This window comes from Aurantibacter aestuarii, from assembly GCF_003008425.1.
Taxonomy (GTDB): Bacteria; Bacteroidota; Bacteroidia; order Flavobacteriales; family Flavobacteriaceae; genus Aurantibacter; species Aurantibacter aestuarii.
The window spans coordinates 293,347-320,310 of record NZ_PXOQ01000007.1; the positions used below are offsets into that span (position 1 = coordinate 293,347).

Annotated in this window: 23 protein-coding genes; 10 read left to right on the plus strand and 13 right to left on the minus strand. The window is 32.6% G+C overall.

The window, feature by feature from the left end; translation table 11 throughout:
- The first annotated feature begins 74 nt into the window (after positions 1 to 74).
- On the plus strand, positions 75 to 1,109 hold the full coding sequence (locus C7H52_RS02515) for an aldo/keto reductase (RefSeq protein WP_106462311.1): 1,035 nt from the start codon (positions 75 to 77) through the stop codon (positions 1,107 to 1,109).
- Positions 1,110 to 1,345: 236 nt separating this feature from the next.
- Entirely contained in the window at positions 1,346 to 1,552 is a 207-nt protein-coding gene (locus tag C7H52_RS13340) for a hypothetical protein (RefSeq protein ID WP_146129999.1), read from the plus strand.
- 13 nt (positions 1,553 to 1,565) lie between these two features.
- On the opposite strand, the gene C7H52_RS02525 is transcribed toward C7H52_RS13340, so the two are convergent.
- From C7H52_RS02525 to C7H52_RS02545, 5 genes are all read right to left on the minus strand, one after another.
- A complete protein-coding gene (locus C7H52_RS02525; RefSeq protein ID WP_106462313.1) occupies positions 1,566 to 2,471 on the minus strand; it encodes a histone deacetylase family protein in 906 nt (301 codons plus the stop codon).
- A 49-nt stretch (positions 2,472 to 2,520) separates the two neighbouring features.
- Positions 2,521 to 2,910, minus strand: a complete 390-nt coding sequence (locus C7H52_RS02530) for a hypothetical protein (RefSeq protein ID WP_106462314.1) — start codon at positions 2,908 to 2,910, stop codon at positions 2,521 to 2,523.
- 10 nt (positions 2,911 to 2,920) lie between these two features.
- Positions 2,921 to 4,318, minus strand: a complete 1,398-nt coding sequence (locus C7H52_RS02535; RefSeq protein WP_106462315.1) for a hypothetical protein — start codon at positions 4,316 to 4,318, stop codon at positions 2,921 to 2,923.
- 147 nt (positions 4,319 to 4,465) lie between these two features.
- Positions 4,466 to 4,825 (minus strand): YraN family protein, encoded by a 360-nt coding sequence (locus C7H52_RS02540; protein ID WP_106462316.1) that lies wholly within the window; start codon positions 4,823 to 4,825, stop codon positions 4,466 to 4,468.
- Between the two features lie 30 nt (positions 4,826 to 4,855).
- Positions 4,856 to 5,869 (minus strand): S66 peptidase family protein, encoded by a 1,014-nt coding sequence (locus C7H52_RS02545; RefSeq protein ID WP_106462317.1) that lies wholly within the window; start codon positions 5,867 to 5,869, stop codon positions 4,856 to 4,858.
- 158 nt (positions 5,870 to 6,027) lie between these two features.
- Between C7H52_RS02545 and metG the strand changes: the two genes are divergently transcribed.
- From metG to C7H52_RS02565, 4 genes are all read left to right on the plus strand, one after another.
- Positions 6,028 to 8,091 (plus strand): methionine--tRNA ligase, encoded by a 2,064-nt coding sequence (gene metG, locus C7H52_RS02550; protein WP_106462318.1) that lies wholly within the window; start codon positions 6,028 to 6,030, stop codon positions 8,089 to 8,091.
- Between the two features lie 134 nt (positions 8,092 to 8,225).
- The gene (locus C7H52_RS02555; protein WP_106462319.1) at positions 8,226 to 9,488 is read left to right on the plus strand and encodes a hypothetical protein; all 1,263 of its coding nucleotides are present in this window, start codon (positions 8,226 to 8,228) and stop codon (positions 9,486 to 9,488) included.
- A 114-nt stretch (positions 9,489 to 9,602) separates the two neighbouring features.
- The gene (locus C7H52_RS02560; protein ID WP_106462320.1) at positions 9,603 to 10,079 is read left to right on the plus strand and encodes a lipocalin family protein; all 477 of its coding nucleotides are present in this window, start codon (positions 9,603 to 9,605) and stop codon (positions 10,077 to 10,079) included.
- Between the two features lie 2 nt (positions 10,080 to 10,081).
- Positions 10,082 to 10,786: an OmpA family protein gene (locus C7H52_RS02565; protein ID WP_106462321.1), complete on the plus strand. Its 705-nt coding sequence runs from the start codon at positions 10,082 to 10,084 to the stop codon at positions 10,784 to 10,786.
- Between the two features lie 55 nt (positions 10,787 to 10,841).
- On the opposite strand, the gene C7H52_RS02570 is transcribed toward C7H52_RS02565, so the two are convergent.
- Positions 10,842 to 11,798 (minus strand): hypothetical protein, encoded by a 957-nt coding sequence (locus C7H52_RS02570; protein WP_106462322.1) that lies wholly within the window; start codon positions 11,796 to 11,798, stop codon positions 10,842 to 10,844.
- Between the two features lie 119 nt (positions 11,799 to 11,917).
- Here C7H52_RS02570 and C7H52_RS02575 point away from each other — a divergent pair, with 119 nt between their 5' ends.
- Positions 11,918 to 14,032, plus strand: a complete 2,115-nt coding sequence (locus C7H52_RS02575; protein WP_106462323.1) for a Tex family protein — start codon at positions 11,918 to 11,920, stop codon at positions 14,030 to 14,032.
- 355 nt (positions 14,033 to 14,387) lie between these two features.
- Positions 14,388 to 14,576 (plus strand): hypothetical protein, encoded by a 189-nt coding sequence (locus C7H52_RS02580; RefSeq protein WP_106462324.1) that lies wholly within the window; start codon positions 14,388 to 14,390, stop codon positions 14,574 to 14,576.
- 1 nt (position 14,577) lies between these two features.
- On the opposite strand, the gene C7H52_RS02585 is transcribed toward C7H52_RS02580, so the two are convergent.
- From C7H52_RS02585 to C7H52_RS02605, 5 genes are all read right to left on the minus strand, one after another.
- Positions 14,578 to 14,943: a DUF2200 domain-containing protein gene (locus tag C7H52_RS02585; protein ID WP_106462325.1), complete on the minus strand. Its 366-nt coding sequence runs from the start codon at positions 14,941 to 14,943 to the stop codon at positions 14,578 to 14,580.
- A gap of 58 nt (positions 14,944 to 15,001) precedes the next feature.
- The gene (locus C7H52_RS02590) at positions 15,002 to 15,568 is read right to left on the minus strand and encodes a hypothetical protein (RefSeq protein WP_106462326.1); all 567 of its coding nucleotides are present in this window, start codon (positions 15,566 to 15,568) and stop codon (positions 15,002 to 15,004) included.
- A gap of 107 nt (positions 15,569 to 15,675) precedes the next feature.
- A complete protein-coding gene (locus tag C7H52_RS02595) occupies positions 15,676 to 18,186 on the minus strand; it encodes a phosphoenolpyruvate carboxylase (RefSeq protein ID WP_106463061.1) in 2,511 nt (836 codons plus the stop codon).
- Positions 18,187 to 18,437: 251 nt separating this feature from the next.
- Positions 18,438 to 18,773 (minus strand): single-stranded DNA-binding protein, encoded by a 336-nt coding sequence (locus tag C7H52_RS02600; RefSeq protein ID WP_106463062.1) that lies wholly within the window; start codon positions 18,771 to 18,773, stop codon positions 18,438 to 18,440.
- Positions 18,774 to 19,025: 252 nt separating this feature from the next.
- On the minus strand, positions 19,026 to 19,658 hold the full coding sequence (locus C7H52_RS02605) for an SDR family oxidoreductase (protein ID WP_106462327.1): 633 nt from the start codon (positions 19,656 to 19,658) through the stop codon (positions 19,026 to 19,028).
- Between the two features lie 92 nt (positions 19,659 to 19,750).
- Between C7H52_RS02605 and C7H52_RS02610 the strand changes: the two genes are divergently transcribed.
- Together C7H52_RS02610 and C7H52_RS02615 are read left to right on the plus strand one after the other, a co-directional pair.
- Positions 19,751 to 20,785 carry a DUF3887 domain-containing protein gene (locus tag C7H52_RS02610; RefSeq protein WP_245918522.1) on the plus strand — a complete coding sequence of 345 codons (1,035 nt, stop codon included), beginning with the start codon at positions 19,751 to 19,753 and terminating at the stop codon, positions 20,783 to 20,785.
- A gap of 102 nt (positions 20,786 to 20,887) precedes the next feature.
- Entirely contained in the window at positions 20,888 to 21,235 is a 348-nt protein-coding gene (locus tag C7H52_RS02615) for a hypothetical protein (RefSeq protein WP_106462329.1), read from the plus strand.
- Between the two features lie 51 nt (positions 21,236 to 21,286).
- On the opposite strand, the gene C7H52_RS02620 is transcribed toward C7H52_RS02615, so the two are convergent.
- A complete protein-coding gene (locus C7H52_RS02620; RefSeq protein WP_106462330.1) occupies positions 21,287 to 23,389 on the minus strand; it encodes a M13 family metallopeptidase in 2,103 nt (700 codons plus the stop codon).
- Positions 23,390 to 23,467: 78 nt separating this feature from the next.
- Complete coding sequence (locus C7H52_RS02625) at positions 23,468 to 26,920, minus strand: T9SS type A sorting domain-containing protein (RefSeq protein ID WP_106462331.1); 3,453 nt, start codon at positions 26,918 to 26,920, stop codon at positions 23,468 to 23,470.
- Between the last annotated feature and the right edge of the window lie 44 nt (positions 26,921 to 26,964).

Below are 26,964 nucleotides of genomic sequence, written 5' to 3' on the forward strand. Positions count from 1 at the left end.
CAAACATTTAAGCCTTTCAGATGCATTTATCTGAAAGGCTTTTTTATATTTACTTCAAACAACAGACCATACATATGAAATATACAACACTAGGCAAAACAGATATAAAAGTAAGTAAGATATGCTTAGGAACTATGACCTTTGGTAATCAGAATACCGAAAAAGAAGGTCATGACCAATTAAATTATGCTGTAAGTAAAGGCGTTAATTTTATAGACACTGCAGAGTTATATCCTGTTCCTGCCGAAGCTAAAACGCAGGGACGAACCAGTGAAATAGTGGGTACTTGGTTAAAACATCAAAAAAGAGAAGATTTAGTCATCGCGTCTAAAATTGCGGGAACTGGAGACTATACCGCTCACATTAGAACCACTGGTTTTAGTAAAGACGCATTGCATGAAGCCGTAAATAGTGAGTTAGAGCGATTGCAGACTGATTATATTGATTTATATCAATTACATTGGCCAGAACGTGAAACAAACACTTTTGGGACAAGAGATTATGTTCATAACCCAAATGACCAATGGGAAGAAAATTTTCAAGATGTTTTAGAAACCCTAACCGAAATTAAAAAGTCTGGAAAAATCCGAACTTTTGGATTAAGTAATGAAAAAGCTTGGGGTGCCATGCGTTTTATTGAAGCATCCAATAAAAATGACTTAATTAGACCTGTTAGCGTTCAAAATGCCTACAACTTATTAAACCGTGTTTATGAAGGTGATATGGCAGAAGTATCTCATAGGGAACACATGGGCTTATTAGCTTATTCGCCTATGGCATTTGGTGTATTATCAGGAAAATACATTAAAAATGAAGCAGCAGACAATGCCAGACTGAAACTGTTTCCAAGATTTGCGCGCTACAGTAGCGAACAGTCTACAGAAGCTACCAAACTTTATTTAGCTTTAGCCGAAAAGCACAATTTAACTTTAGCTGAAATGTCTTTAGCTTTTGTAAATCAACGATCATTCGTAACTTCTAATATTATTGGAGCCACAAATTTGGAGCAGCTTAAAGAGAATGTTTCGAGTATAAATATCACTTTATCAAATGATCTTTTGGAAAGTATTAACGCTATCCATGCTGCCATACCAAATCCTGCGCCATAATCCGTACTAAAATATATTATTATTAAAGCTCAAAAGACTATTTTTGAGCTTTAATTTTTTATAAAATGACCTTATTCAATAACATCTATTTATCTGTTTTTTTTCAACTAAAAAACCGATTTAAACAAAAGGCAAATACTATTGCTCTATATTATATCTCTATTTTACAAATTAGCTGTGTTTTCCTATTAGGTTGTTTTTTTTCTGCTTTTTTATCTCAAATGAACACGGCACTTATGGGAAAATCTAAAGCTATCACCTTGTTTTGCATTATTGCGGCTGGAATACATTTTAGCAATTGGATGGGCTACTCTGGTAAACAACGTAAAGAAATGAATGCCAAATATTTAAAACAAAAAAAGATAACCTATAATTTACTTGTACTAGCTGTAATTCCAGTAATCTGTATCTTATTTGGTTTACTGTTATTGCAAAGTATGTAGAGTATTTTAGCTTTTAAAAAAACAGATCCTGTGCTAAACGAAATGTATTCGCATGGGCTTCAATTATTATTTTAATATCCGCGGAATAGCCACCACCCATACTACAAACCACAGGTATAATATTTGTTTTACATGTTTTTAAGACAAATCGGTCACGTTCCTTACAACCATTTATAGTTAATCCAAGTTTACCTAACTTATCAGTTGCTAATACATCTACTCCAGATAAATAAAATATAAAATCTGGTTGATGTGTTTTAATCAATTTTGGCAGAGTTTCTTTTAAAATAGAAAGATAAGCCTCATCTGAAATACCATCATCCAATTCGATATCTAAATCTGAAGTTTCTTTTTTAAAAGGGTAATTGTTTTTTCCATGCATGGAGAAAGTAAAGACATTTGGATTGTTTTTAAATATTTCTGCCGTACCATTGCCTTGATGCACATCTAAGTCGATTATTAAAATACGTTTTGCCAATTTTTTTTCCAGAAGATAATTGGCACCTATAGCCTGATCATTAAACATGCAAAAGGCTTCACCTTTATTGGTAAACGCATGGTGTGTCCCTCCAGCAATATTCATGGCAATACCGTTCTTCAATGCATAGTCGCAACATTTTATAGTACCGTCTGCAATAATAATTTCACGTTCTATTAAAACTTCACTTAATGGGAATCCAATTTTACGAGCTGCTTTTTGACTTAGAGTAATATTTAATAAGTCGTAAACGTACTCTGGATCATGCGTTTTTAAAATTGGAGTCAAGTCCAACATTTTTTCTGGCTCAAAAAAATTCTGCTTTTCACAGATGCCTTCACGAATTAATTGTTCCGGAAGCAATTCATATTTAAGCATAGGAAAGCGATGTCCTTCTGGTAACTCATGAGCGTAAATAGAATGAAAAGCAATATTAAGCATCCAACAAAAATAAGCATAAAAAAACCTCATTTAAAATGAGGTTTTTTTATTATTTAGGAATACTTAACATAGCTTTTAAAGATTTGACATTTTCCTTGCTAATAGGCTTAGGTTCTTTAGGAGTATATTGAATTAATTTCCTTTTACCACCATTAGTTTCTAAAACTTTAATCTTAGAAATAGTTTGATCATTTTTAATATGTCCAATCTTATCAATGTCTATTAAACCAGATAAATTCTTAGTAGTGTTAAAAGAATTTGAATTCACTTTTACAGACTGTTTTTTTCTAGAATTATTTGTATTAGAATTACTGACACTAGACTCTACTGTTTTTTTTATCAGAGCAAGTGACGCGTTTAGATTTTTTTTGTAGTTATCCTCTTCTTGTGCAAAAGAAAATAAACTTACAAAAAATAATATATAAGGTAAACTTTTCATAATTATAATTTTAATAATGAGTTATTATCTGGAATCTATCTAATCCTGGATTACCACCAAAAGTCCCTCTTGTACTACTACCTGTGTTAAAAAAAGCATCTCCTCCACCAAAAGTAAAGCCAATTACATCTACGGTATATGATGTTCCTCCAGGTGCTCCTGTTAACTGGGCATAACCATTTCCGTTAAGGAAGAAGACTCCAGATGCGTAGGAAACACCACTACTATCACCTCTTGCTGTGTAAGCTTCCGCGGTGTAACCAACTATAGTACCATTTATTAAAACTGCCGTACCATATTGTCGAGGGTAGCCATCATCAATTACTAAAGAAGGTGGCCCACCACCAGATGAAAGATTGTTTCTTGTCATGCTTACTCCAATCTGATAAACAATTTCAACCAAAGCGTCCCTAGTAATGGTAAAAGTAGAGGTAAATAATGTTTGTTGTGTGAAATTTCCATTATTATCGCCTATTTCTACTTCAACAGGCACAAAAGTTAAGGCATTATCTTCTGGCATTTGACTTTCTGTCAATGAAGGCTTTAACAACAAGTCACCATTTGCATCAACATAAACCACAGAATCATCGACTCCATTATTCGCTACATTATTTGCGTTACTAAAGGCATCAATTCGTATACCAGTATTGTTTCCTGCTATATGAACATCGTTTTGAGGGTTATCTGTAAAAATCCCTACTTCATCATCACCACCGTCAACAAAAACCGCTGCAGTTTGATTAATTGTCTCTACTCTGAAATTAGTATCATTACCATCATCATTAAAAACTGCTTCATCTGTACCTCCTTCAACAAAATCTAAAAATTTAATACCACCAGAAGAAAAAGCTAAATTATCACCTCCATTTCTAAACATTCCAGTATCAGAATCATTATTCCAACTATAAGTTGGAGCTCCCGTATTTCCGTTATTATAAGATCTTAGTCTCCCGTTGCTAGTAAAATTAAAACGTTGCGTGTCATTTGTCCTTACTCTAAAATCTGTATTATCTGTAGTTCCAATAAAATTGGTATTAGCATTAGTTCCTCCATTCCCTAGTATAGTCCAATCAGTTCCTGTTGCTACAGGTGCAGTTAAAGATACCCATACAGAACCATCCCAATAATACATTCCTGGAGTTACTGCTGTAGCACCTGCACCAGAAGTTGCATCATTATAAACTACAGTTCCTGCAGGTATTACACCTCCTTGAGGGTTTACTGCTGTTTCTATATTAGTTGCAGCTAAAGAAACTGTTGGCAATACAAAACCTTGAGTAGTCGAGGCAATATCAAGTGCTCCTCTTGGTGCTGTTGTGCCAACACCAACTTGCGCTACTGCACTAATTATTCCTGCAAAAACGCAGGAAAAAGTTAACAAACTGTTAATTAAGTAGTTATTTTTCATAATAGTAAATTTGAGATTATAAAATTAAAAATAACTATTCACTTATAACTTATAATTTTAACACACTTTATCTAAAAAATATGCGTTTTGTCTAAAAATTAGGTATTTTTAATATAAAATGAGCATTATGTCGGTTTGGTTTTTGATTTAAAAATGAAAAAATGCGTTTTTTATGAGTTTTAATGTGTAATTACCATTCTCTTTTAGAATAGATATAATATCAAAGCGTATTTCAACGTCTAAATTGGAAGTTTCTACATAATAATTAACAGCTTTGACTAGATTTTGAATTTGTCTAGGCTTAAGAAAACTTTCTGGATTACCGAAGTCTAACGATGATCTGGTTTTAACTTCAACAATAGCTAAAATATCATTTTGAAGTGCAATAATATCAACCTCTGCTTTATTGAAACGGTAGTTTCGCTCCAAAATAGTATAGCCATTTTCAATTAAAAACTGAACAGCAAGCTCTTGGCCTTTTTTACCAAGCTCGTTATGTTGTGCCATAATCCATAACTTAACTATAGTTTATAAGATTTAAAAGACTATTGAGGTACCAGAACTGGATACCTTTAGCCTAATTTCAGTCCCAAAAACCATAGCTCGATTATCGGGTTCATGTCCTGCGTTCATATTAAACGCAACTGGGAAGTTATAATCTGAAACCACGTCTAAAATAATTTGTTCTACAGTTTTTCCGAATTTCGTTGTGTTTCTTTTCACCTTGCTGATGTCTCCAACAATTAAACCAGCACAATTTTTGAAATATCCAGCTCGCTTTAAACTCTGTAACATACGGTCTATACTGTAAGCATACTCACCTATTTCTTCAATAAAAAGAATTTTTCCATTAGTATCTAAACTGGTGTCCGATCCTAACATACTGGCAAGAATGGCTAGATTACCACCAACTAACTGTCCGCTAGCCTTACCTTCTCTATTATATGGAGATGCTTTTAGTGTATATTCTAACGTTTCACCAAAAAGTGCTTTTTTAAAAGTTGCTGCTGTTTCAGGGTTACCTTGTAATTCATCAGTCACACTCGTACACATCATAGCGTGTAAACTTTGAAAGCCTAACACATTCATTTGGTTATGAAACGCAGTAATATCACTATATCCAATAATCCATTTGGGTTGTTTCTTAAATTTGGTATAATCTAATAAATCCAAAATACGGACACTTCCATAGCCGCCTCGAGCTGCCCAAATGGCTTTTATATTTGGATTATCTAATGCTTGTTGAAAATCTTCACAACGCTCTGCATCTGTCCCAGCAAAATGGCCTCCATTGGTATAAACATGTTTTCCTACGGTTGTTTTTAAACCCCAGCTTTCTAACAAGGCTATAGCTTTATTTACTTCCTGAGTTCTATTTTTTAGAATACCGGCAGGAGCTACAATAGCTACCGTATCGCCTGCTTTAAGAAAAGGTGGCTGAATCAAGGTGTTGGATTTTAAAGGTGAAACTGAATTTTGTGCCGAACCAGGCTTACTTCCGAAGAAAAAAACAAGACACAAAATAAAGATATTAAAGACATTTTTACTCATAATGTAAATGTACATTTTTTTTCACAATCGCTTGTAAATTGCTTACTTTTGTGGGCTAATTTTAGATCTAAATTAGATTAATAATAGCTCCTCGAGCGCAGTCTAGAAGTAATATTTAAGTTCTTGACTGCGATTGACCGGACAAGCAAATACAAACTATGAGTACACCAAAAAGATATACTATTACTGCAGCATTGCCCTATACTAACGGACCTATACATATTGGACATTTAGCGGGTGTTTATGTACCTGCCGATATTTATGCACGGTTTAAACGTTTAACTGGTAATGATGTTGCCTTTATTTGTGGTAGTGACGAGCATGGTGTACCCATTACCATTAAAGCTAAAAACGAAGGTGTAACACCTCAGGATATTGTAGATAAATATCATAAAATTATTAAGGAGTCTTTTGAAGAATTTGGGATTTCTCTGGATAATTACTCTCGAACGTCTTCTAAAATTCATCATGAAACAGCGTCGGAATTTTTTACGACTTTAAATGATAAAGGTGAATTTATTGAGGAAACTACAGAACAGTTATACGATGCAGAAGCCAACCAATTTTTAGCCGACAGATTTGTAGTTGGAACTTGTCCTAAATGTGGGAATGAAGAAAGTTATGGCGACCAATGCGAAAAATGTGGTACCAGCCATAATGCAACCGACTTAATTAACCCTAAGTCTGCAATTACTGGAAATGTACCTACATTAAAACAAACTAAACACTGGTTTTTACCTTTAGACAAGCATGAAGCATTTTTAAAAGAATGGATTTTAAAAGGTCATAAAAAAGACTGGAAGCCTAATGTTTACGGACAAGTAAAATCTTGGATAGACGATGGTTTGCGTCCGCGAGCAGTGACCAGAGATTTAGATTGGGGTATTCCTGTTCCTGCCGAAGGTGGCGAAGGAAAAGTGCTTTACGTATGGTTTGATGCGCCAATTGGCTACATATCGGCAACTAAGGAGTGGGCAGAACGCGAAGGAAAAAACTGGGAAGACTACTGGAAAAAAGACGATACAAAACTGGTGCATTTTATAGGTAAAGATAATATTGTATTCCACTGTATTATTTTTCCTGCCATGTTAAAATCGGAAGGTTCATATATTCTCCCAGATAATGTGCCTGCTAATGAGTTTTTAAATTTAGAAGGGCAAAAACTATCGACTTCTAAAAACTGGGCCGTTTGGTTACCCGAATATTTAAAAGATTTTCCAAATCAGCAAGATGTTCTACGCTATGCATTAACAGCTAATGCTCCAGAAACTAAGGATAACGATTTTACTTGGAAAGATTTTCAAGCAAGAAACAATAGTGAATTGGTGGCAATTTTCGGTAATTTTATAAATCGTGTCGTAGTATTAACCAATAAATATTATAATGGTCTAGTTCCAGAACCTGGCGATTTTTCTGCTTTAGATGAAGAAACTCTTGCGGCTTTAAAAGCGTATCCAGCAGTTATAGAAAGCTCTATAGAACGCTACCGCTTTAGAGAAGCCAGCCAAGAATTAATGAATCTTGCCCGACTTGGTAATAAATATTTGGCAGACGAAGAACCTTGGAAATTAGTTAAAACCGATGAAGTGCGCACTAAAACCATCATGTTTGTTGCGCTTCAAATTGCGGCAGGGTTAGCTACCTTATGTGAACCTTTTTTACCGTTTACTTCAGGAAAATTAAAAGGTATGTTGAATTTAACTTCTGAAGATGCTAAAAATTCTTGGGAAGATATTTCAACCAAAAGCACGTTAATTTCTGCACAACATAAAATTGAAAAAGCTGAATTGTTATTCTCTTTAATTGATGATGAAGCCATCCAACTTCAACTGGATAAATTAGAAGCCAGTAAAAAAGCTAATGAAGCAGCAAATAAGAAAGCAGAACCACAAAAAGACACGATAGCTTTTGAAGATTTTACCAAATTAGACCTTCGTGTTGGGACGATTTTGGAAGCAGAGAAAATGCCTAAAGCTAAAAAACTGCTAGTTTTAAAAGTAGATACCGGTATAGATACTAGAACCATTGTTTCTGGTATTGCAGAGCATTTTACACCTGAAGAAGTTGTTGGGAAACAAGTAACTGTTCTGGTTAATTTGGCTCCAAGAGCGTTACGCGGTGTGGAAAGTGAAGGAATGATTTTAATGACCGAGGACGACCAAGGGAAATTGGTATTTGTAAATCCAGATACTACGGTTAAAAACGGGATGCAAATAAGTTAATTAATGAAGTATCTTATTGCTTTCCTTTTTCCTATATATTTAGCTTCACAAACTGAAGATATTAATTTAAATACGGTTTTTTTAAAGACAAATATTTAAAAGAAGTCATTCCTGTCATAAATTCTAAAGATGAAATGACCTTATTCTTTCAGTTTAGAGATAATGCTTCGGTATATAGTTATAATAAGGACTTCAGTATTTCTAATGCATCGTACGATTTTGAGCTACCCAAAAAAGCGACAAATCATGTAGCAAGTTTGTATAACGACACCTCTATTACTTTAATTTACTCAAACTCATCAGGTAAATATTTTGGAGCAATAACTTATGATAGAAAGACTAATAAAATAGAAACTAAAAAAGCTAAAAAATGGAATTTTAAAGGTGCTTCGGTAGTTGGTTACGGGAATGACAATAATAAATTTTACCTTATTACTGCTATTAAAAACTCGTCTATTATTAAAATTCATACTTTAGATTCAAATTTAAAACAAGAAAGCCATACCATAGATTTATCGGCTTTCGAAATTACAGGAGACCAAAGATGGACCTATAGCTTTCACAATACATTATTTAATTTAGACATAAAAGAAGCGCCGCAAGTTATAGAATATAATATTCCAAACTCCTTAGAGACAACTGCTGCAGATAGAAAAATATTTTTCAGTAAAGATTTTAAAACTATTTATATTACTAATGATTTTTTTAAGTCTAAAACGATTGTTTGTAAAATAAGTACAGAAACATTTAAAGGCGAATTACGTACTATAGAACATGATGATTTTTCTAAAGACAAATCAATTATTCGTACAAGTTCATTTATAATAGATAATTATATGTGCTCGCTATATTGGGTTAGGGATTATGTAAATTTAAAAATTCGAGATTTAAATTCGTTTAAAGTTATAAACGAATTTGAAATTAAAAAAGATGAACCTATCACGTTTAGAAACAGTCCTATAATAGAAAAAAATAGTGCTTCAAAAAATGTAAGAGAATTAAAAACTACAAATCAATTTTTAAGAAAAACCATTTATAATCAACCAACATTAACTATTTTTAAAACTGATGACATTTATAATTTAACATTAGGTTACACTATAACAGAAGATTTAAATCCCATTTTAATTGTACACTTTGGTATTGTTGGTGGATTTCTATTACAGAGCTTAATCAATTATGTAGATACAAATTCTGTTCAGTTCACGGGACTTTTTGATGCAAATTTTAATCATGTTAAAGGAGAAGTTATTGAAAATAGCTATGATAAAATTGAAATATTTAAAAAAACACTTAAGCGAACAAAAAATGAGTTTTTAGTTAAAAATAGTGACACTTATTATTTTGGCAACTATAATAAAGACCTACAAACCTACAGTGTTTATAGTTTTAAATAAACGACTACTTCCTCACTGAACTCTCTGTTAAATAAATCCTAATTGAGTTTTTATTAATAAAATCTAAATTACTATAAATTAGATTTGACTTAATTAACCAAAACTCAAATACAAATGAAAAAACTCGTTTTACTTTTAGCTGTATCGCTAATGATGTTATCGTGCGGCGGAACAAAAACTGTTAGAGCCTCTAAAAAAGTAATTAAAGGTGATTGGACATTACAAAATATTACTTACAGCCAAGCAGGAACTTACAATGTGACCTTATTTAATGATGTGAGTAAAGAATGTTTTATGCAAAGTTCTTGGAGGTTTATCCCAAATAATAATACAGGAGTTTATACCATAAACAACTCTGCTTGTTCTACCGGAGAAAGAAATTTTATTTTTACTATTCAAGAAATAGACGAAGTTTCAGGTCTTTATGATTTTCTTTTAAAACCAACAGATGCAAAGGGAAATTCGGACACTAACGCTGGATTTAGAGTTAATCTTGCTCAATTAGATGAAACTACAATGACCTGGACTCAAACTTTAAGTGTAGATGGGAAACCTTTTACAATAACTATGAACTTTTCTAAATTAAACTAACTATGAAAACTTTAAAAAACAAATTAATAACTTCAGCTTTAGCGGTATGCGTATTAATCGCTTTTTCAAGCTGTGATGCTACAAGAAATGCAAACAATAAACAAAAAGGTGCTGTTATCGGCGCTGCCAGTGGAGCTATTTTAGGTGCCATAATTGGTAACAATGTAGGTAAAGGTGGTAATGGCGAAATTGGTGCTGTTATTGGTGGTGTCGTTGGAGGTACTGCAGGAGTACTAATTGGAAATAAAATGGACAAGCAGGCACAAAAAATTGAAAATGAAATTCCTGGTGCTGTTGTAGAACGTGTAGACGATGGTATTGTAGTAACGTTTGATGAAAATTCTGGTGTGTATTTTGATACTGCAAAATATAATATCAACAGTGCTTCTCAAGCAACATTAAATAAATTAGCAGGTGTTTTTGCAGAGTATCCAGATACTAATATTTTAGTTGTTGGTCATACCGACAGTGTAGGATCAGACGAAAGCAATATGACTTTATCTAAAAACAGAGCTTATGCTGTAACTAATTATCTACAAAATAAAGGTTTAGCTAGCTCTCGTTTTACAACCAATTGGTTTGGAGAATCTCAACCTAAATATGATAATGATACTGCAGCTGGAAGAGCCAAAAACAGACGTGTAAATGTAGCTATTTTACCAAATGAAAAAATGATAGAAGAAGCTAAAAATGAAGCTGGAGAATAACTTTATCCGAAATAAAATAAAAAAAAACCACAGCATTCGCTGTGGTTTTTTTTTATTACAAGCCTTTTGTTTTATGCTGAAATAGATAATTAAAATCTGTACTTCCAGAAACCTCTCCATTTGCATAGGTTATTTTTCTAAAAATATAACGCTTAATTTCATTACCATAATTAGAAGTCATTTGGTAGCGGCTTAACCAATCGCCTTTCATATTGGCAGAACTGGCTAAATTCTGTTTTACAATTTCTGCCTGACCAACACTTTCATCCATAAATTTACGAATGGCTTCACGAGAACCTGTCTTTCTGATATTAAGATATCTTTCTATTAATGGCAATGGTTTATCAACGGTATTAGTCGTGTAATTTGCCATGTTTACATCATAAAACACAATGCTATTAAAAACTGGATTGTATTTAGCAACAACCTTATTATCCAAGTAATAGTAAAAGGTAGAATCTTTGTGACCTTTTATATCTGTAGAAATTTCTTCCACTAAACTTAATTCTCCATTAGTGTATGTATAATTACTTTCAGAACTGTTCCCTTTAGGAAAAACTCTTTTAATTTGCTTTAAGCGGTTATTAGAGTCATAAGTATACGTATCCTCATAATTTGTATATACTCCATATCCAGTTCTTCCTACAATCTTATCGCCTTTATATTTAAATTGACTTTTAGAGTTGAAGGATGCAGCACTAGCGTAGGTATTTAAAGAATCTAATTTTTGGTCTTTGTAACGATACTGATGGCTGGTTTCGCTTGCGTAATCTCCAAATATTCTCATGTATTTTGTAACAATTCGATTGTTATCGTCAAAAAAATATACTTCCACCATAGTCGTTTCATAGCCAGAGTCATCTCCTTTATAATACGAAACCTCAACTTGCTTTACAGGTTCTGAAAAGCCCAATGCTTCTGAAGTTATGGCTTCTTGATCTAAATGGTAATACTCTTGTGCAAAAAACACCTGCACAGTAAAAAGAAAAAGTCCTAAAATAATTGTTTTCATAAGTTCTAAATGTTTGGTGTAAACCTATAGATTTTATAAACCTAAAACCATTAGGCAAATGCCCTATAATTTGAGCATGTTCATTTTATAAATTATATTAGCCCACCAATCTATTTTCCATGATTTCATATATTATTTCTCAAACACAATTAGCTCCAAAATCGGTAGAGCAAACGGTTAAACTTTTAAATGAAGACTGCACCATTCCTTTTATTGCGCGTTACCGTAAAGAGGCTACTGGAAATTTAGATGAAGTACAAATTGGAGATATTGTAAAGTATAAATCACTTTTTGAAGCTTTAGAAAAACGAAAAGCTACCATTTTAAAAGCATTAGAAGATCAAAATGATTTAACTCCAGAGTTATCTCAAAAAATTAATGCTACCACAGATTTAATTACATTAGAAGACCTATATCTTCCATTCAAAAAAAGCAGAAAAACAAAAGCTGAAACTGCCAGAAAAAACGGATTAGAACCCTTGGCTAAAATAATTATGAGCCAAAATGCGAATGATATAGAGAGCATTGCTTACAAATACGTTAGAGAAGAAATTAAGTCTGTAGAAGAGGCTTTAGAAGGCGCCAGACATATTATTGCGGAATGGGTTAATGAACGTACCGATATTAGAAATGGATTAAGACAACAATTAGAGCGACACGGGCAAATTACCACCAAGGTTGTAAAAGCCAAAAAGGACGATGAAAAAGCACAAAAATTTCGTGATTATTTCGATTGGAGCGAAACACTGCAGCGTATCCCATCGCACCGTTTACTAGCCATTTTAAGGGCAGAAAGTGAAGGATTCATCAAATTTAAAATAGAAGTCGATGCCGATTTTGCTATTTCAAAAATAGAACAACGCGTTATCAAATCTAACAATGCTTGTGCAGAACATATTTCATTAGCCATAAAAGATGCCTTCAAGCGATTATTATTTCCATCTCTAAGTAATGAAGCACTTCAAATAGCGAAAGAAAAAGCAGACGAAGCCGCTATAAACATCTTTGCCAAAAATTTAAAACAACTATTATTAGGAGCTCCTTTAGGTGAAAAACGTATTCTCGCATTAGACCCAGGATTTAGAACAGGTTGCAAATTGGTCTGTTTAGACGAAAAGGGCGACTTAGTGTATAATGAAACCATTTATCCGCATGCTCCTAAAAATGATAGCATCGGTGCCATAAAAAAAATAAGTTCGCTTTGCGAGGCTTATAAAATTGAAGCTATAGCTATTGGAAACGGAACTGCTTCACGAGAAACTGAAGCATTGGTTCGTAAAATTCATTTTAAAAATGACATTCAGGTTTTTGTAGTTAGTGAGGCTGGTGCCAGTATTTATTCTGCCAGTAAAATTGCCAGAGAAGAATTTCCCGATTATGATGTTACCGTTCGTGGCGCAGTCTCTATTGGACGACGTTTACAAGACCCACTAGCCGAACTGGTAAAAATAGATGCTAAATCTATTGGTGTAGGACAATACCAGCATGACGTTGACCAACATAAATTACAGAACGCTTTAGATGGTGTTGTTGAAAATTGTGTGAATGCAGTTGGTGTTAATATAAATACAGCAAGTAAAAGTTTATTAAGTTATGTGTCTGGTATTGGGCCTAAACTAGCCGAAAACATTTGCAATTACCGTAGTGAACATGGAAGCTTTAATTCTAGAACCGACATAAAAAACGTTCCAAGACTGGGCGGAAAAGCTTTTGAGCAAAGTGCAGGATTTTTACGCATTAAAAACGGAAAAAATCCGCTGGACGATTCTTCAGTGCATCCAGAACGTTACGCTTTAGTGAAAAAAATGGCTAAAGAAGTGTCCACTTCGGTTGAAGATGTAATAGGTAACACAGCGGTCTTAGATCAAATAAATTTAAAAAACTATGTTTCTGAAGATATTGGTTTATTAACGCTGGAAGATATTATTACAGAACTTAAAAAACCTGGTCAAGATATTAGAGAGCAGGCTAAGGTGTTTACGTTTAATCAAAACATTAAAACCATTGACGATTTAAGTGCGGGACAACTACTACCAGGTATTGTGAATAATATTACTGCTTTTGGTTGTTTTGTAGATGTTGGCATTAAAGAAAGTGGCTTAATTCATGTCTCTAATCTTTCAGACAGTTTTGTAAAAGATGTAAATGAGCACGTGAGTTTACACCAGCAAATTATCGTTAAAGTTTTAGAAGTAGATGTGGCTCGTAAGCGAATTCAGTTAAAGTTAATTTAAAACAAAAGTCTTATTTTATCAATTTTTGATTAACACTTATTTGAAATGAAAAAGGATATAAAATTACTATTTTTTGGCGCAATACTTATAATACTTGGTTCTATCCTTAAATTACTTGATGTAAATAGATTTTTAGTAAATTTTATTTATGCTATTGGTTTTTTTATTGAAGTATTAGGTATAATATACTTGATTAAGAGACTCAAAAAATAATTTTTTCTAAATAAACTACTTTAAAATTTATAGAAATAACAACTCAACTCAAAATCAAAATCAAAAGTTAATTTCATTTTAAAACATTGGCTGCTTAATCGGAAAGTTTTACATTAAATAAAACCTATTTAACTATTCTGGTTTGGGAAAGAAACCACTTACAAAAAAGAAACTTAAAGCTTTATCCGTTTTACATGAAGCAGGTATTATTGATGCCGAAAATGTAAAAACAAAATGCTGTAAAAATTATAAAAAAGCAGAACGAAAACGTTGCAAAAAATGTCCGTGTTACGATATTTATAAAGCGAAGTTTAAAAATACAGCACAGTAACTTATGCAGTTCGTAATATTTTTTCCATTTTTCGACCTTTAGCCAGTTCATCTACCAGTTTATCCAGATAACGAGTTTGACGTGTGGTGTCATTATCAATGTCTTCAATACGATAACCGCAAATAACACCTTTTATTAAATGAGCATTCGGGTTTAATTTCGCTTCTTTAAAGAATGCCTCAAAAGTGACTTCGTCTTTTATTAACTGTTCAAGTTTAGCCGCATTAAAGCCAGTTAACCATTCTATAACTTCGTGTAACTCCTCCACAGTTCTATCTTTCTTTTCTACTTTGGTTACGTAATGCGGATACACAGAAGAAAATTTCATTTTAGCAACGCGCTCGTTATGCTCTGGTGTGGTTTTCATGGTTTTTTGTTTTTATAAGAATGGGTTTACTATAAGGTTAAGTATTTTAACTAAGCTACTAATAACTTTTTTTAATTTTATTTATTCCAAAATGGATTACACTAACAATTAGAATAAAAACTATTGTTTTAATTGTCAATCCAAATAAAATTTCTCCAAATGATAAAAACAAACTATTACTACTCGGAAGATAATCGCTATGAATTGATGTTATAATTATTATAATCCGTTCAAATGACATAAGGAAAAGAGTACTTAAAATAATTCTAAAAATTAGAGATTTTTTTAATATTTTAATCCAAAGTAATTGAATCAATAAAAACCAAAATATTGGCTGAAGCCAATAACCAAACCAATAGGGCCCTGTAAGTCTTTGACAAAAAGCTATTTTGTCCATTTCATTGTCAATTTGATAATAACTTAAAATCATTCTAGTCAACCATAAAACTCCATAAACAATTCCAGAAAAAATTGTAAACCTTACAGCTGTATTATCAAAACTATTTAAAAGTTCTTTTTTGTCCGAGAATATCCAAAATATGAAAAATACTATTGAGTAAAATCCAAATCCGATGATGATATCAACTCTTATTAATTCGTTTAAACTTCTTATGATCTCAATCAATTTTCAAGTTTCTTTTAAAAGTAGTAATATAAACCACATCTCCTTAAAAACAAAAATATCCTTTAGCTTAATAAAACTAAAGGATATTTTAAATAATAAGCTTAAAATTAAGCAGAATTTCTACTGGCATTAATATTTCCAAAGAGAGAACGCATAACCATTTTCTCGTAAGTCGCAATTTTTTGTTCATCTGCTTGTGCTTCAGCACGTAAAGACTGAATGTTTTTTAAAGCGTACTGCTGTATGGTTAACAAAGGTAACACTATAGATTCCCGAACTTTAATGGATGCTTTTCCAGTCGGTTCTTCTTCCATTAATTCAGTATAACCCGTTAATTTTAAAATTAAACGTTTAGACAGTTCGTATTCGTTATAAATGAGTGTCCAGAATTCACCATAAACCTCATCTTCAGCCATATACTTGGTTAAATCGAAAAACGACTTAGAAAGCGACATCATACTATTAGCTATAAGTGTTTTAAAGAAACTTGAGTTTTGATACAGATGTGTTACTTTGTCAAACTCGTTAGCATCTTCAAATGCCTTAAGCGCGGTACCTACACCAAAAAAACCTGGTACGTTTTGTTTTAACTGACTCCAAGATCCCACAAAAGGAATGGCTCTTAAGTCTGAAAACACTAATTCTGAAGAACTGCCTCGCTTAGATGGACGACTACCAATATTGGTTTTTGCATAATATTTTAAGGTACTCATATGTTCCAAATAGGGCAAGAATTTATCATGACTCTTAAATGCCGAATATGCTTTATAGCTTGAGTTTGCCAACTGGTCCATAACCGCAACATCTTCTGGTTGCATAGCTGTATTAGTATCGTTTAATCGGTTTTGAATACCGGAACTTATTAATTGTTCCAAGTTATATTGCGAAGAATTTAAAGTCCCAAAATTGGAGCTTATGGTTTGACCCTGAATTGTTAATTGAACTTCCTTATCTTCAATTGTTGGTCCTAAAGACGCATAAAACTGATGTGTTTTACCGCCGCCACGCGCTGGTGGTCCACCACGACCATCAAAAAATACCACCACAACACCATATTTTCTAGACATTTCTGTAAGACGTTCCTTGGCTTTAAATATGGCCCAATTGGCCATTAAATATCCTCCATCTTTTGTACCGTCACTAAAGCCTAACATAATGGTTTGTTTATTTCCGCGTTGCTTTAAATGTTTGGCGTATGCTGGATTGGTGTACAAGTCTTCCATAACTTCATGAGCACCTTCGAGGTCGTCTATAGTTTCAAATAATGGTGCTATATCAACCGGCATTTTATCTGGAAAGGCAACTAGTTTAAGCATAGCATAGACTTGCATGACATTTAATGTCGTCTGGTTATTACTTATAATATAACGGTTACACGCCTGTTCTCCATTAGTTTCCTGAATGTGTTTTAATGACGTTATAGATCCTAAAGTTTTTAAAACATCTTCATCTGTAAACCAATCTAAGTCGATTTGACCTTTAATTTGAGACAGTATGTTTACCTGTTCCGCTTCATCTAAAGCATTGTAATTATCTGGAAAGATCCCTGTATTTTTTTCATTTAAAACATTTACCATTGTTGTAAACACATGGTGATGTGCACGGCTATCCTGACGGATATCTAAGGTCGCAAAATGAAATCCAAATAAAGTGATTTTGTTTATTAAACTCTGTACCTCATCGGCATACAATGACTGGTGTTGTTCTTCAATGATAGTCTTTAGTTCAAGTAATTCATTTTTAAAAAAAGCTAAGGTAAAGTCTGTTTTCATATGTGGCGACACACTTAACTTATAAAGTTTCTTTTCCAGTTTTTTTATACGCTTATCAACTCCTTTAAAGGTAAGCTTACGTCTTAAAACCCGGATATCTTTGTAATAATTTTTTAAAATGGTTTGCTTTAATTTTTTTGCAACTTTTAAAGTAATTTCTGGAGTCACAAACGGATTACCATCCCGATCTCCACCAGGCCAGAACCCTATATTAATAATATCGTTTTCCAGATTTTTATTATTAAAAATAGATGCATTTATAGTATCATAAATTGTCCCAAACGATGTATAAAACACATTTTCTAAAAACCAGATTAAGCTCACCGCTTCGTCATAAGGTGTTGGTTTTTTCTTTTTAAAGAAAGGTGTTTTACCTAATTGCGCTAGTAAATTATTAATGCTAGTTAAATCATTATTTTCAATAGCCTTAGCTAGGTCGGTTATAATACCTAAAACGCTGCCCGGATAAAATTGAGTTGGATGCGCCGTTAAAACTATACGCACTTTAAACTCTTCTAAATAGGTTTTAAGCGCTTCAACTTTATTTTCGGAATTAGCATATTCCTGAAGACTTGTTAGAGTACCCATACCATCCATATTATTTACAGTTGAAAATGAAGCATCTTCAATTGCATCAAACAACACCACCTGACGTTCTATATATTGGATAAAACGAAATAGTAAGTCCAGATGCTCGTCTTTAGACAAATCGGCTCCATAAGTCTCAAAAAAACGCTCTACTATAGTAGTAGGATTATCTCCATTTTTAAATCCTTTCTCGCAGGTCTCATGAAATAGAGGTAACAAGGCGCCCGTATTTGAAATAGTGTCAAACGGAAGCGTCATAAAGATACTATTGTATATTTGGTATTTTGACCAGACATTTTGGTTGAACTTAGTTAGTTTGGAACTTGCTGAGTGCATATTTTATATTTTGGATTTAATTAAAAATAATAAAGCAAAATTTGTTAGAAGCATGTTTAAGATTTATTTAAAAACTTTTACATTTTATGCAAAAATGCAGTGGTTTTCTTATCATTTTAAACAATAAACGCCCGGGAAAATCCGGACGTTTTAAAATTTCAGGTAACTATTAATTATTTAGCACCAAGAAGTAATAATTCGTTACAAACTACCTCTGTAATATAACGCTTCTCACCTGTTTTAGTTTCGTAGGATCTTGAAGTTAATTTACCTTCTATAGCTACTTCTTTACCTTTAGTAACATATTTTTCAATAATGTCTGCGGTTTTTCCCCAAGCGACTACATTATGCCACTGTGTGTCTGTTATTTTCTCGCCTTGTGCGTTTTTGTAACTCTCGTTTGTAGCTACCGAAAATTTAGCCAATTTTTTTCCAGTTTCTAAGTTGATAATTTCTGGATCATTTCCTAAGTTTCCAATTAATTGTACTTTGTTTTTTAGCGTGTTCATGATATTAAATTTATAGGTTAACAATTAATACTATCGAGTTCTTATGTTTCGACACTGCAAAGATGTAACAGCGCACAATTTTTAGTCGGTAGTTACGTATTTAATAGCGTTTGTAAATACTTGTTGTCGTTTTATAATTTGATATTCAGAACTTTATAAGAATATGAAATATTTTAATTAATGTAAAAAAAAAAAAAAAACAGCAGACTACAATTGTAGTCTGCTGTTTGATCTCTTTTTAAAGCTGTAATATTATGCTTTCACGCTTTTAAATGCATCTGCAATTAAAGTAGAGCCCTTTATAATTTCAAAAGTTTCGTTGTTAGCAACATCATCATTAGCTACTCTGGCTAATACCTGAGCGACATCACTACGGCTAATTTCGCCTCTTTTATTTAACTTTTCACTCAACTCGATTTTATTGCTAAGCTTATTGTTGTTTAAAATTCCAGGTCTTACAATTGCGTAGTTTAAACCACTGTCTTTTAAATACAAATCTGCATTATGCTTAGCCTTTAAATAATCTTTTAGCTGGTCTGCTTCTTCTGGTTGATCTGCACCCATAGAAGATAACATAACAAATTTTTTGATACCGTCTTTTTTGGAAGCATCAATTATCTTTTTAGCTCCATTTTCATCAACCTCTTTTACTTTTTTACCTCCAGAACCAGCTGCAAAGATTACTTTATCCATGCCTTTTGTGGTATTCGAAACATCTTCTTCCAAATCGGCTAAAATGATTTTAATTCCTTTAGATTTGAATTGTTCCTCTTGCTCTGGTTTTCTTACCATTGCATAAGGTTCAAAATATTGAGATTGATTTAATAAGTTTACAATTTCTTTTCCTGTGGTGCCGTTTGCACCGACTACTAATATCTTTTCCATAGTAGTAAGTTACTAATCTCTTTAGTTATAATCTAAATTACAGAAACGATTAACTTTTATTTAATAGCAACTGTTAAGTAAATCTTATCAAATTGAAAAAATTCTTTAAAAATGTAAACCGATTTTGTAGTACTTTAGATGATGTGAATGAAACACTTATATCCATGAAATCAATTTACTTGTACGCTTTATTTATTTTACCATTTCTTACTTTCAGCCAGACCGAAAAAGAAAGTTACAAAACGGTTTCCCATCAATTTGAAACGCTTTACAATCAAGGTAGCAGTGAGGCTATTTTCAATTTATTTTCAGATGAAATGAAAGCTGCTTTACCCTTAGATAAAACCAAAGAATTTGTTGAAGCTTTAGCACATGATTTTGGAACTATTAAAAATAGGGAGTTTTTAGGCTATGAAAATGGAAGTTATGCTATATATAAAACTCAGTTTGAAAAGATGTTATTTCAATTAAATATATCTATCAACACTAACCAGAAAATTAATGGATTATTTATAAAACCTTATAACGAAGATAGCTCTCCAAAACTTGAAAAAAACACAACGAAGCTTATTTTACCATTTAAAGATGAATGGACCGTAATTTGGGGTGGAGATACCAAAGCACTAAATTATCATGTTGAAGATCGTGCTCAAAAAAATGCGTTTGATTTAGTTGTTACAGATAATCTTGGCAAATCTTATAAAACAGACGGTACTACAAACGAAGATTATTATGCTTTTGGAAAAGACATTATAGCACCTTGTGATGCTGAGGTGGTTTTAGCAGTAGATGGTATTAAAGATAATATTCCAGGTGAAATGAATACTATATATGCTCCTGGAAATACTGTTATTTTAAAAACTGCAGCTAATGAGTATTTATTTTTTGCTCATTTTAAACAACACTCGGTAAAAGTAAAAGAAGGACATAAGGTAAAACAAGGAGATTTACTTGGTCTTTGTGGTAATTCTGGAAACTCGTCTGAAGCCCATTTACATTTTCACATTCAAAATAGTGAAGATTTAAGCAATGCCACAGGAGTGAAGTGTTTTTTTGACTCTATTATTGTAAATGGTGTCGTAAAGCAAAATTATTCGCCAATACAGGAAGATAAGATTAAAAATTAATAAGATTTTTCAGCATTTAAACCCATGAAATTTTAGTTTATATCTCGTTTCTAAGTTTTAATTTTTATCTTTTTAACTTATTACTATTGAAACTGTTTGATTATGGAAAAAACATGTCCGGAATGTGGTACTAAAATTATTGGTCGGGAAGACAAAAAGTTTTGCTGTGATGGCTGCAGAAACACCTATAACAATAGAAATAATAAGGATGCTGTTAATCTTATTCGAAATACAAACAACGCATTACGTAAAAACTGGCGAATTCTTGAAGAATTAAATCCGGACCAGAAAACAAAAGTTTCTAAACAGCAATTAAGTCTTTTAGGATTCAATTTTAATTATTTTACCAGTATATATACTACCAAAGCTGGTACTGTATATTATTTTGTATATAACCAAGGTTATTTACCATTGGATAATGATTTTTATGCACTTGTAAAAAGAACATAAAGAAAACCCCGAAAGTTAATTTTCGGGGTTTTCTTTAACATTTAAAATAAATTACCAAATTCGTACTCTATTTTCTGGTGCAATGTACATTTTATCTCCTTCATTTATATTAAAAGCTTTGTAAAACGCATCTACATTTAATAAAGGTTGAACAGCTCGCGTCATCCCAGGTGAATGCGGATCTGTTTTGATACGGTTTTTAAGCGCATCGTCACGCATTTTAGTTCTCCAAACGGTTGCCCAACTCATAAAGAAACGTTGTTCTGGAGTAAAACCATCTATATTTTCTGGTCTACCATTTTCTTTAAAGCTCATTTGCATAGCATCATAAGCTGCTAATACACCACCTAAATCTCCAATATTTTCACCTAAAGTAAAAGCACCATTAATTTTTGTGTCTGGTAATACTTCAATAGCACTGTATTGATCTGCTAATGCTTTCCCTAAAGCTTCAAATTGATTTAAATCTTCGTCGGTCCACCAGTTATTCAAATTCCCATCTTTATCGTAACGAGCACCAGAGTCATCAAAACTATGCGAAATTTCATGACCAATTACAGCACCAATACCACCATAATTTACAGCATCGTCTGCTGTATAATTATAGAAAGGTGGTTGAAGAATAGCTGCTGGAAATACAATCTCATTATAGCTAGGGTTAAAGTAAGCGTTTACAATTTGTGGAGCCATACCCCATTCCGTTTTATCTACTGGTTGACCTAATTTATCTAAATCTTCTTGAAAATTCCATTTAGATGCATTTAACATATTAGTTAGATAGGTCCCACCTTCTGCTACGCTTTTTACTTTTAAAGCTGAGTAATCCTTCCATTGGTCTGGATATGCAATTTTAACTTTAGTTGCTTTTAATTTTTCAATTGCTTTTTGCTTAGTTTCAGCACTCATCCAGTCTAAATTGTTAATTCGACCTTCAAAAGCTAAGATGACATTTTTAATCATTTTTTCTGCTTTCACTTTAGCTTCAGCAGGGAACATTTTTTCTACATAAAGTTTACCTAAAGCTTCACCAATGGTCCAATTTAATGTCCCTAAAGCTCTTTCTTCTAATGGACGTTGTTTTTTAGCACCTCCTAAAGTTTTGCTATAAAAATCCCAATTAGCCTTTTCAATTTCTGTGCTTAACATCCCTGCAGCATCGTTAAATGCCGACCATCTTAAATAAGCTTTCCAGTTTTCTACATTACCTTTTTGTAAAATACCGTTTAAAGCTTTCATGTATTTTGGCTGAGATACAATTACAGTGTCTATAGATTTTACACCAATGCCTTTAAAGTAAGCGTTCCAATCTATCGCAGGTGTTAACTTTTGTAATTCTGAAATAGCCATAGGATTGTATGTTTTACGATCGTCACGTAACTCCACTTTATCTAATCTTGGCTGCGCTAAACTCGTTTCAAAAGCTAAAATTTGTTTCGCTTGTTTTGCTGCATTTTCTGGTGTATCACCTAAAAACTGTAACATTCTAGTAATATGCTCTACATATTTTTCTCTTTTTTCTTTAGAATCTGCATCATCTTTTACGTAGTAATCTCTATCTGGTAAGCCTAAACCTCCAGTTCCTAAGTAACCTACATTTTTATTGCTATCCTTAGCGTCTGCATACACATAAAATCCAAAAAAACCTGCGCCTCCTTGAGGTTCCATTTCAATTAAATAATCTTGTAAATCTTTAACATTGTTAATAGCTTCTATTTTTGCTAAATATGGCTTAACTGGAGAAATGCCTTGCTTGTTACGGCTTATGGTATCCATAATAGTTTGGAATAAAAAGACTGCTTTTTCTTGGTCTGATCCCGGAGCAACAGTTATTTTTTCCAAATCTTTATTTTGTCCCATTGCAGACTTTAAAATACCTAAAGCATCTTCATCTGTCATCTGACGTAACTCATCAAAACTTCCCCAACGTGATCTATCATCTGGAATTTCGGTATTTTCTAACCACTTTCCATTTACATATTTAAAAAAGTCGTCGTTAGGTTTTGTGTTTGGATCCATATAATCCAAATTTATTCCTGGTACAGTTACCACAGCAACCTCTTCTTTTTGTTCTGGTTCTTGCTTAGGTTCCTTTTTGCATCCCATAGCAAATAGAAGCGATGCTCCTAAAATTGTTGTTGTTAATTTAGTTTTCATAAATGTTTCTGATTAATTTTTTGCATAAAAAAACGCATTACAAGTTAATGAATGCGTTTTAATAATTTTTAAATATTTCTATTTTAACATCAATTTTTTAGTAATAGTTGTGTTTTCAGAGGTCATATTTAAGAAATACAAACCTTGAGCATAATTACTTAAATTTATTGTATACTTATTATTTTTAGTCGCTACTTCATTTTCTTTTAAAACAAGCTTACCTGTAACGTCATAAATAGCATAATTAAAACGCATTGATTTTGAGGTTTTAATATGAAATAGTCCGTTAGATGGATTTGGATAAATAGAAAAACTATCTACTGAAAATTCTTCAGTACTTAGTGTATTTCCTGTAATTACAAAATTATCTATAATTACACCTTCTTGATTTACAGATTCATCTGAGTGAAAAACTATTCGAGCCATAAAGTTTGTAGCCGAAGCAAACGCATCTAAACTCTTACTGTATTCGTTTAAATTACCATCTGTTCCAGTCCATTGGCTTCCTGGACAATTAAAACATGTATTGTTTTGACCTTGTGTTGTATTACTATTATACCAGTTAGCGTCTGAAGCATCTCCTAAAATTGTCCAATTTAACCCATTATCTATTGAGTATTCTACATATACAATATCCCAGTCTGTTTCTAAGTCAAAAGCCATATCAAATTTTAAAACTGGAGATGATAATGTCGTTAAATCAAAACATTGAGAAACTAAATAACTTTTAACATTATCTGCATAATTTGAAGTTAAATTAGTACCATAAACTTGATTTGTTGGATTAGCAGCATCGTTAAGAATATCATCAGTCGGGATTCCTCTTTCCCAGTATTGGGTAGATGTTCCTTCGTCAAAAACTAATAACTCTTCAGCTGGTGTTTCAAATGTATTTACAACATTAGTCTGACCACTATCATTGGCATAAACCAATTGTTCTTCAGAGTCATTATTTACTAAATGTGCATCATTGGTAATTGTAGATGAAACTCTAAACGTGTGTAACCCTTTTGTAAATGCAATATTTGGTAATGTAATTACTGCTGTTTGCCCAACCGCAATTGTACCCGAAGACCAATTATAATTATTTGCTACTCCATCGATATAATACGTTATATCTACAGAGCTTATTGGATTTGCTCCATTATTTTTAACTTCAACCAATGGTGACAAATTGGTGTTACAGTTAATTTCTGTAGAAATACCACTTAAACTTACAAACTTAATATCGTTTGTCGGTGTTTCGATTGGGATTGCAGATTGCCAAATTCCTCTTCCATAGGTAGCAGCAGTTATATTATCGTCAAAAATATTAATTTCTAAATCTGTAACCGATACTGTAGGTAATCCATTTTCAAATAATTCCCAAACTAAGGTATCGTCATCATATCTATAAACACCTAAGCTAGTTCCTAAAAACAACGGATTTTTAGAGTGTAATGGTTGATGTTTAATAATGTTTTTAGTAACATTTGGTAAACCTGAACTAATTGATACAAAATTTAAACCACCATCGTTTGACTTAAATACGCCTCCAGCTGAACCAGATGTTGTAACATAAATAATATTATTATTAGTATTATTAACTTCAATGGATGTGATATCGCTAGTAAATGTTTCCACTGTACCAAAACTTACTCCTCTGTTTGTACTTTTTCTAAGAGAATTATTAATGGCTATGAAAATATTATCTGGATTAATATCATCTATTTCTAAATGATCTATTCGTGTTCCAAAATTTGTAGAGACTTGTGTCCATGCAGATCCATTCAACCTATATAGACTTTCATAACCTGCGTAAAGTTCTCTGTCGCTATTCATTTTTAAAGGTGTAATCCAATTTCCAGATGTTCCTGCCGGACTATTTACACTTCCTGTAATCGCAGAACCTGCAGAAGATGATATATATAATCCACCGCCATTTTGAGTAAACCCAAAATATGTGCTAGAATTTCCTGGGTCTATTGCAGTATCCATACCGTCTGCTCCATAATAATTTTGCCATGTATTATTATTAAATGCGTGTCCACCATTATCTTGAAGTCCACCAACCATTTTAGTAGAAGTTTGTTTTGAAACAGCAATTCTATAAAATTGGCTTATCTGCATGCCTTCAGTTAAATCTGTAAAGCTTGACCCTGCGTTGGTAGATTTATAAAAACCTCCATCAGTACCTGCTAATAATTCACCATTAAAAAATCTTAAATAATGTATATCTGCATGAGTATAAGCAGATGAAAAAGGAGCACTCCAAGAATTTAATTGAGTAAAAGTTGCTTGATTATTGGCCTGAACAGTACCTTTCCAGATATTTAAAACACCAACATATAACTCGTTAGGGTTTGTATCTGAAACTGCAAATGCTAAATCATACCAAGACTGTGTCGATTGAAAAATATCTCCTGAAATAGCTTGATTTGCTACTACAGAGAAATTTACTCCGCTGTTAGAAGATCTATAAATCGAACCAAACTCATAAGAATTATCTGCAGATAATAAATACACTAAATTGGGATCTGAAGGAGTAACATCTATTACATACCTAGAAACTCCATTAAAAGGTAAACCTCCGAAAATTTGAGTAAAACTAGATCCTGAATTGGTAGATCTGTAAAAACGGTTAGAACTGGCAGCATAAATTACTGTAGGATCATTTGGTTTTACTTTAATATCTCTAATATTAATATTACTTGTACCTGCACCAACAGTCCAACTTGTCCCTGCATCTGTAGATCTATAAACACCTCTGTTAGTGGCAACCCATAACATATTAGGATTTGAAGGATTAATATAAATATCATTCATGCTGTCTATTGCAGGAAAGTTATTAGGATTTAATCCTGTAGCGTTCCAAGTAAGTCCTCCATCAATAGACTTCATAACCCCAACACTAAAAGAATCTCCAGCGTCATCGTCTCCAGTAGCAATGTAAATAATATTTGTATTACTTGCGTCTACAGCGATACCTGATACTCCTATTTGAGGTAAGTCATCTGTTGAAGTCACCCATGTAAGCCCTCCATCTGTAGATTTCCAAAAACCACCAGCAGGTGCTCCTGCATAATAAGTGTTAGAATCTAAAGGGTCTTTTACAATCGCATTTATTCTACCTTGACCCGAAGACCATGATCCTGTATTAATATGTGAAAAAGGTCCAACGGGTTGCCAGTTACTTACATCTACTAATTGAGCGCTCGAATTAGAGTTTTTTTGAGATGCCTTTAAAGCTTTATATTGATTAAATTGATCAAGTAGTTCTTTTCCATTGGGTAATGTACCATCTGGTTTTACGAAGTTTTTCCAGTAGTTTTCCCAGCGCTTAAAAGGCTTATAACCACTACCTTTTACATTTGGGTCTCGGGTTTCCCAGTAATTGTTGAATGCATTTACAATTTCTTGAAATTTAAGAGGTTTATTTGTAAGTTTTGCTTTTTCATTTAATTCAATCATCCAAGGAGCCATTTCATTAAATTGAGCGTGAGCAAAATTTATAACAACAGCAAAAACGATAAAAAATAAAATTTTTTTCATAAGTTAAAATTTTCATAAAAATAGTAAAAGAAGTTTATCTGTAC

What these genes read in the sequence shown, in the direction of transcription:
- C7H52_RS02565 (WP_106462321.1), top strand. Translation starts at nt 10,082, where the DNA reads ATGAAAACTTTAAAAAACAAATTAATAACTTCAGCTTTAGCGGTATGC.
- C7H52_RS02585 (WP_106462325.1), bottom strand. Translation starts at nt 14,943, where the DNA reads ATGAAAACCACACCAGAGCATAACGAGCGCGTTGCTAAAATGAAATTT.
- C7H52_RS02620 (WP_106462330.1), bottom strand. Translation starts at nt 23,389, where the DNA reads ATGAAAACTAAATTAACAACAACAATTTTAGGAGCATCGCTTCTATTT.
- C7H52_RS02605 (WP_106462327.1), bottom strand. Translation starts at nt 19,658, where the DNA reads ATGGAAAAGATATTAGTAGTCGGTGCAAACGGCACCACAGGAAAAGAA.
- C7H52_RS02535 (WP_106462315.1), bottom strand. Translation starts at nt 4,318, where the DNA reads ATGAAAAATAACTACTTAATTAACAGTTTGTTAACTTTTTCCTGCGTT.
- C7H52_RS02555 (WP_106462319.1), top strand. Translation starts at nt 8,226, where the DNA reads ATGACCTTATTCTTTCAGTTTAGAGATAATGCTTCGGTATATAGTTAT.
- C7H52_RS02570 (WP_106462322.1), bottom strand. Translation starts at nt 11,798, where the DNA reads ATGAAAACAATTATTTTAGGACTTTTTCTTTTTACTGTGCAGGTGTTT.
- C7H52_RS02575 (WP_106462323.1), top strand. Translation starts at nt 11,918, where the DNA reads ATGATTTCATATATTATTTCTCAAACACAATTAGCTCCAAAATCGGTA.
- C7H52_RS02540 (WP_106462316.1), bottom strand. Translation starts at nt 4,825, where the DNA reads ATGGCACAACATAACGAGCTTGGTAAAAAAGGCCAAGAGCTTGCTGTT.
- C7H52_RS02625 (WP_106462331.1), bottom strand. Translation starts at nt 26,920, where the DNA reads ATGAAAAAAATTTTATTTTTTATCGTTTTTGCTGTTGTTATAAATTTT.
- C7H52_RS02515 (WP_106462311.1), top strand. Translation starts at nt 75, where the DNA reads ATGAAATATACAACACTAGGCAAAACAGATATAAAAGTAAGTAAGATA.
- C7H52_RS02595 (WP_106463061.1), bottom strand. Translation starts at nt 18,186, where the DNA reads ATGACGCTTCCGTTTGACACTATTTCAAATACGGGCGCCTTGTTACCT.
- C7H52_RS02615 (WP_106462329.1), top strand. Translation starts at nt 20,888, where the DNA reads ATGGAAAAAACATGTCCGGAATGTGGTACTAAAATTATTGGTCGGGAA.
- C7H52_RS02600 (WP_106463062.1), bottom strand. Translation starts at nt 18,773, where the DNA reads ATGAACACGCTAAAAAACAAAGTACAATTAATTGGAAACTTAGGAAAT.
- metG (WP_106462318.1), top strand. Translation starts at nt 6,028, where the DNA reads ATGAGTACACCAAAAAGATATACTATTACTGCAGCATTGCCCTATACT.
- C7H52_RS02560 (WP_106462320.1), top strand. Translation starts at nt 9,603, where the DNA reads ATGAAAAAACTCGTTTTACTTTTAGCTGTATCGCTAATGATGTTATCG.
- C7H52_RS02545 (WP_106462317.1), bottom strand. Translation starts at nt 5,869, where the DNA reads ATGAGTAAAAATGTCTTTAATATCTTTATTTTGTGTCTTGTTTTTTTC.
- C7H52_RS13340 (WP_146129999.1), top strand. Translation starts at nt 1,346, where the DNA reads ATGGGAAAATCTAAAGCTATCACCTTGTTTTGCATTATTGCGGCTGGA.
- C7H52_RS02530 (WP_106462314.1), bottom strand. Translation starts at nt 2,910, where the DNA reads ATGAAAAGTTTACCTTATATATTATTTTTTGTAAGTTTATTTTCTTTT.
- C7H52_RS02525 (WP_106462313.1), bottom strand. Translation starts at nt 2,471, where the DNA reads ATGCTTAATATTGCTTTTCATTCTATTTACGCTCATGAGTTACCAGAA.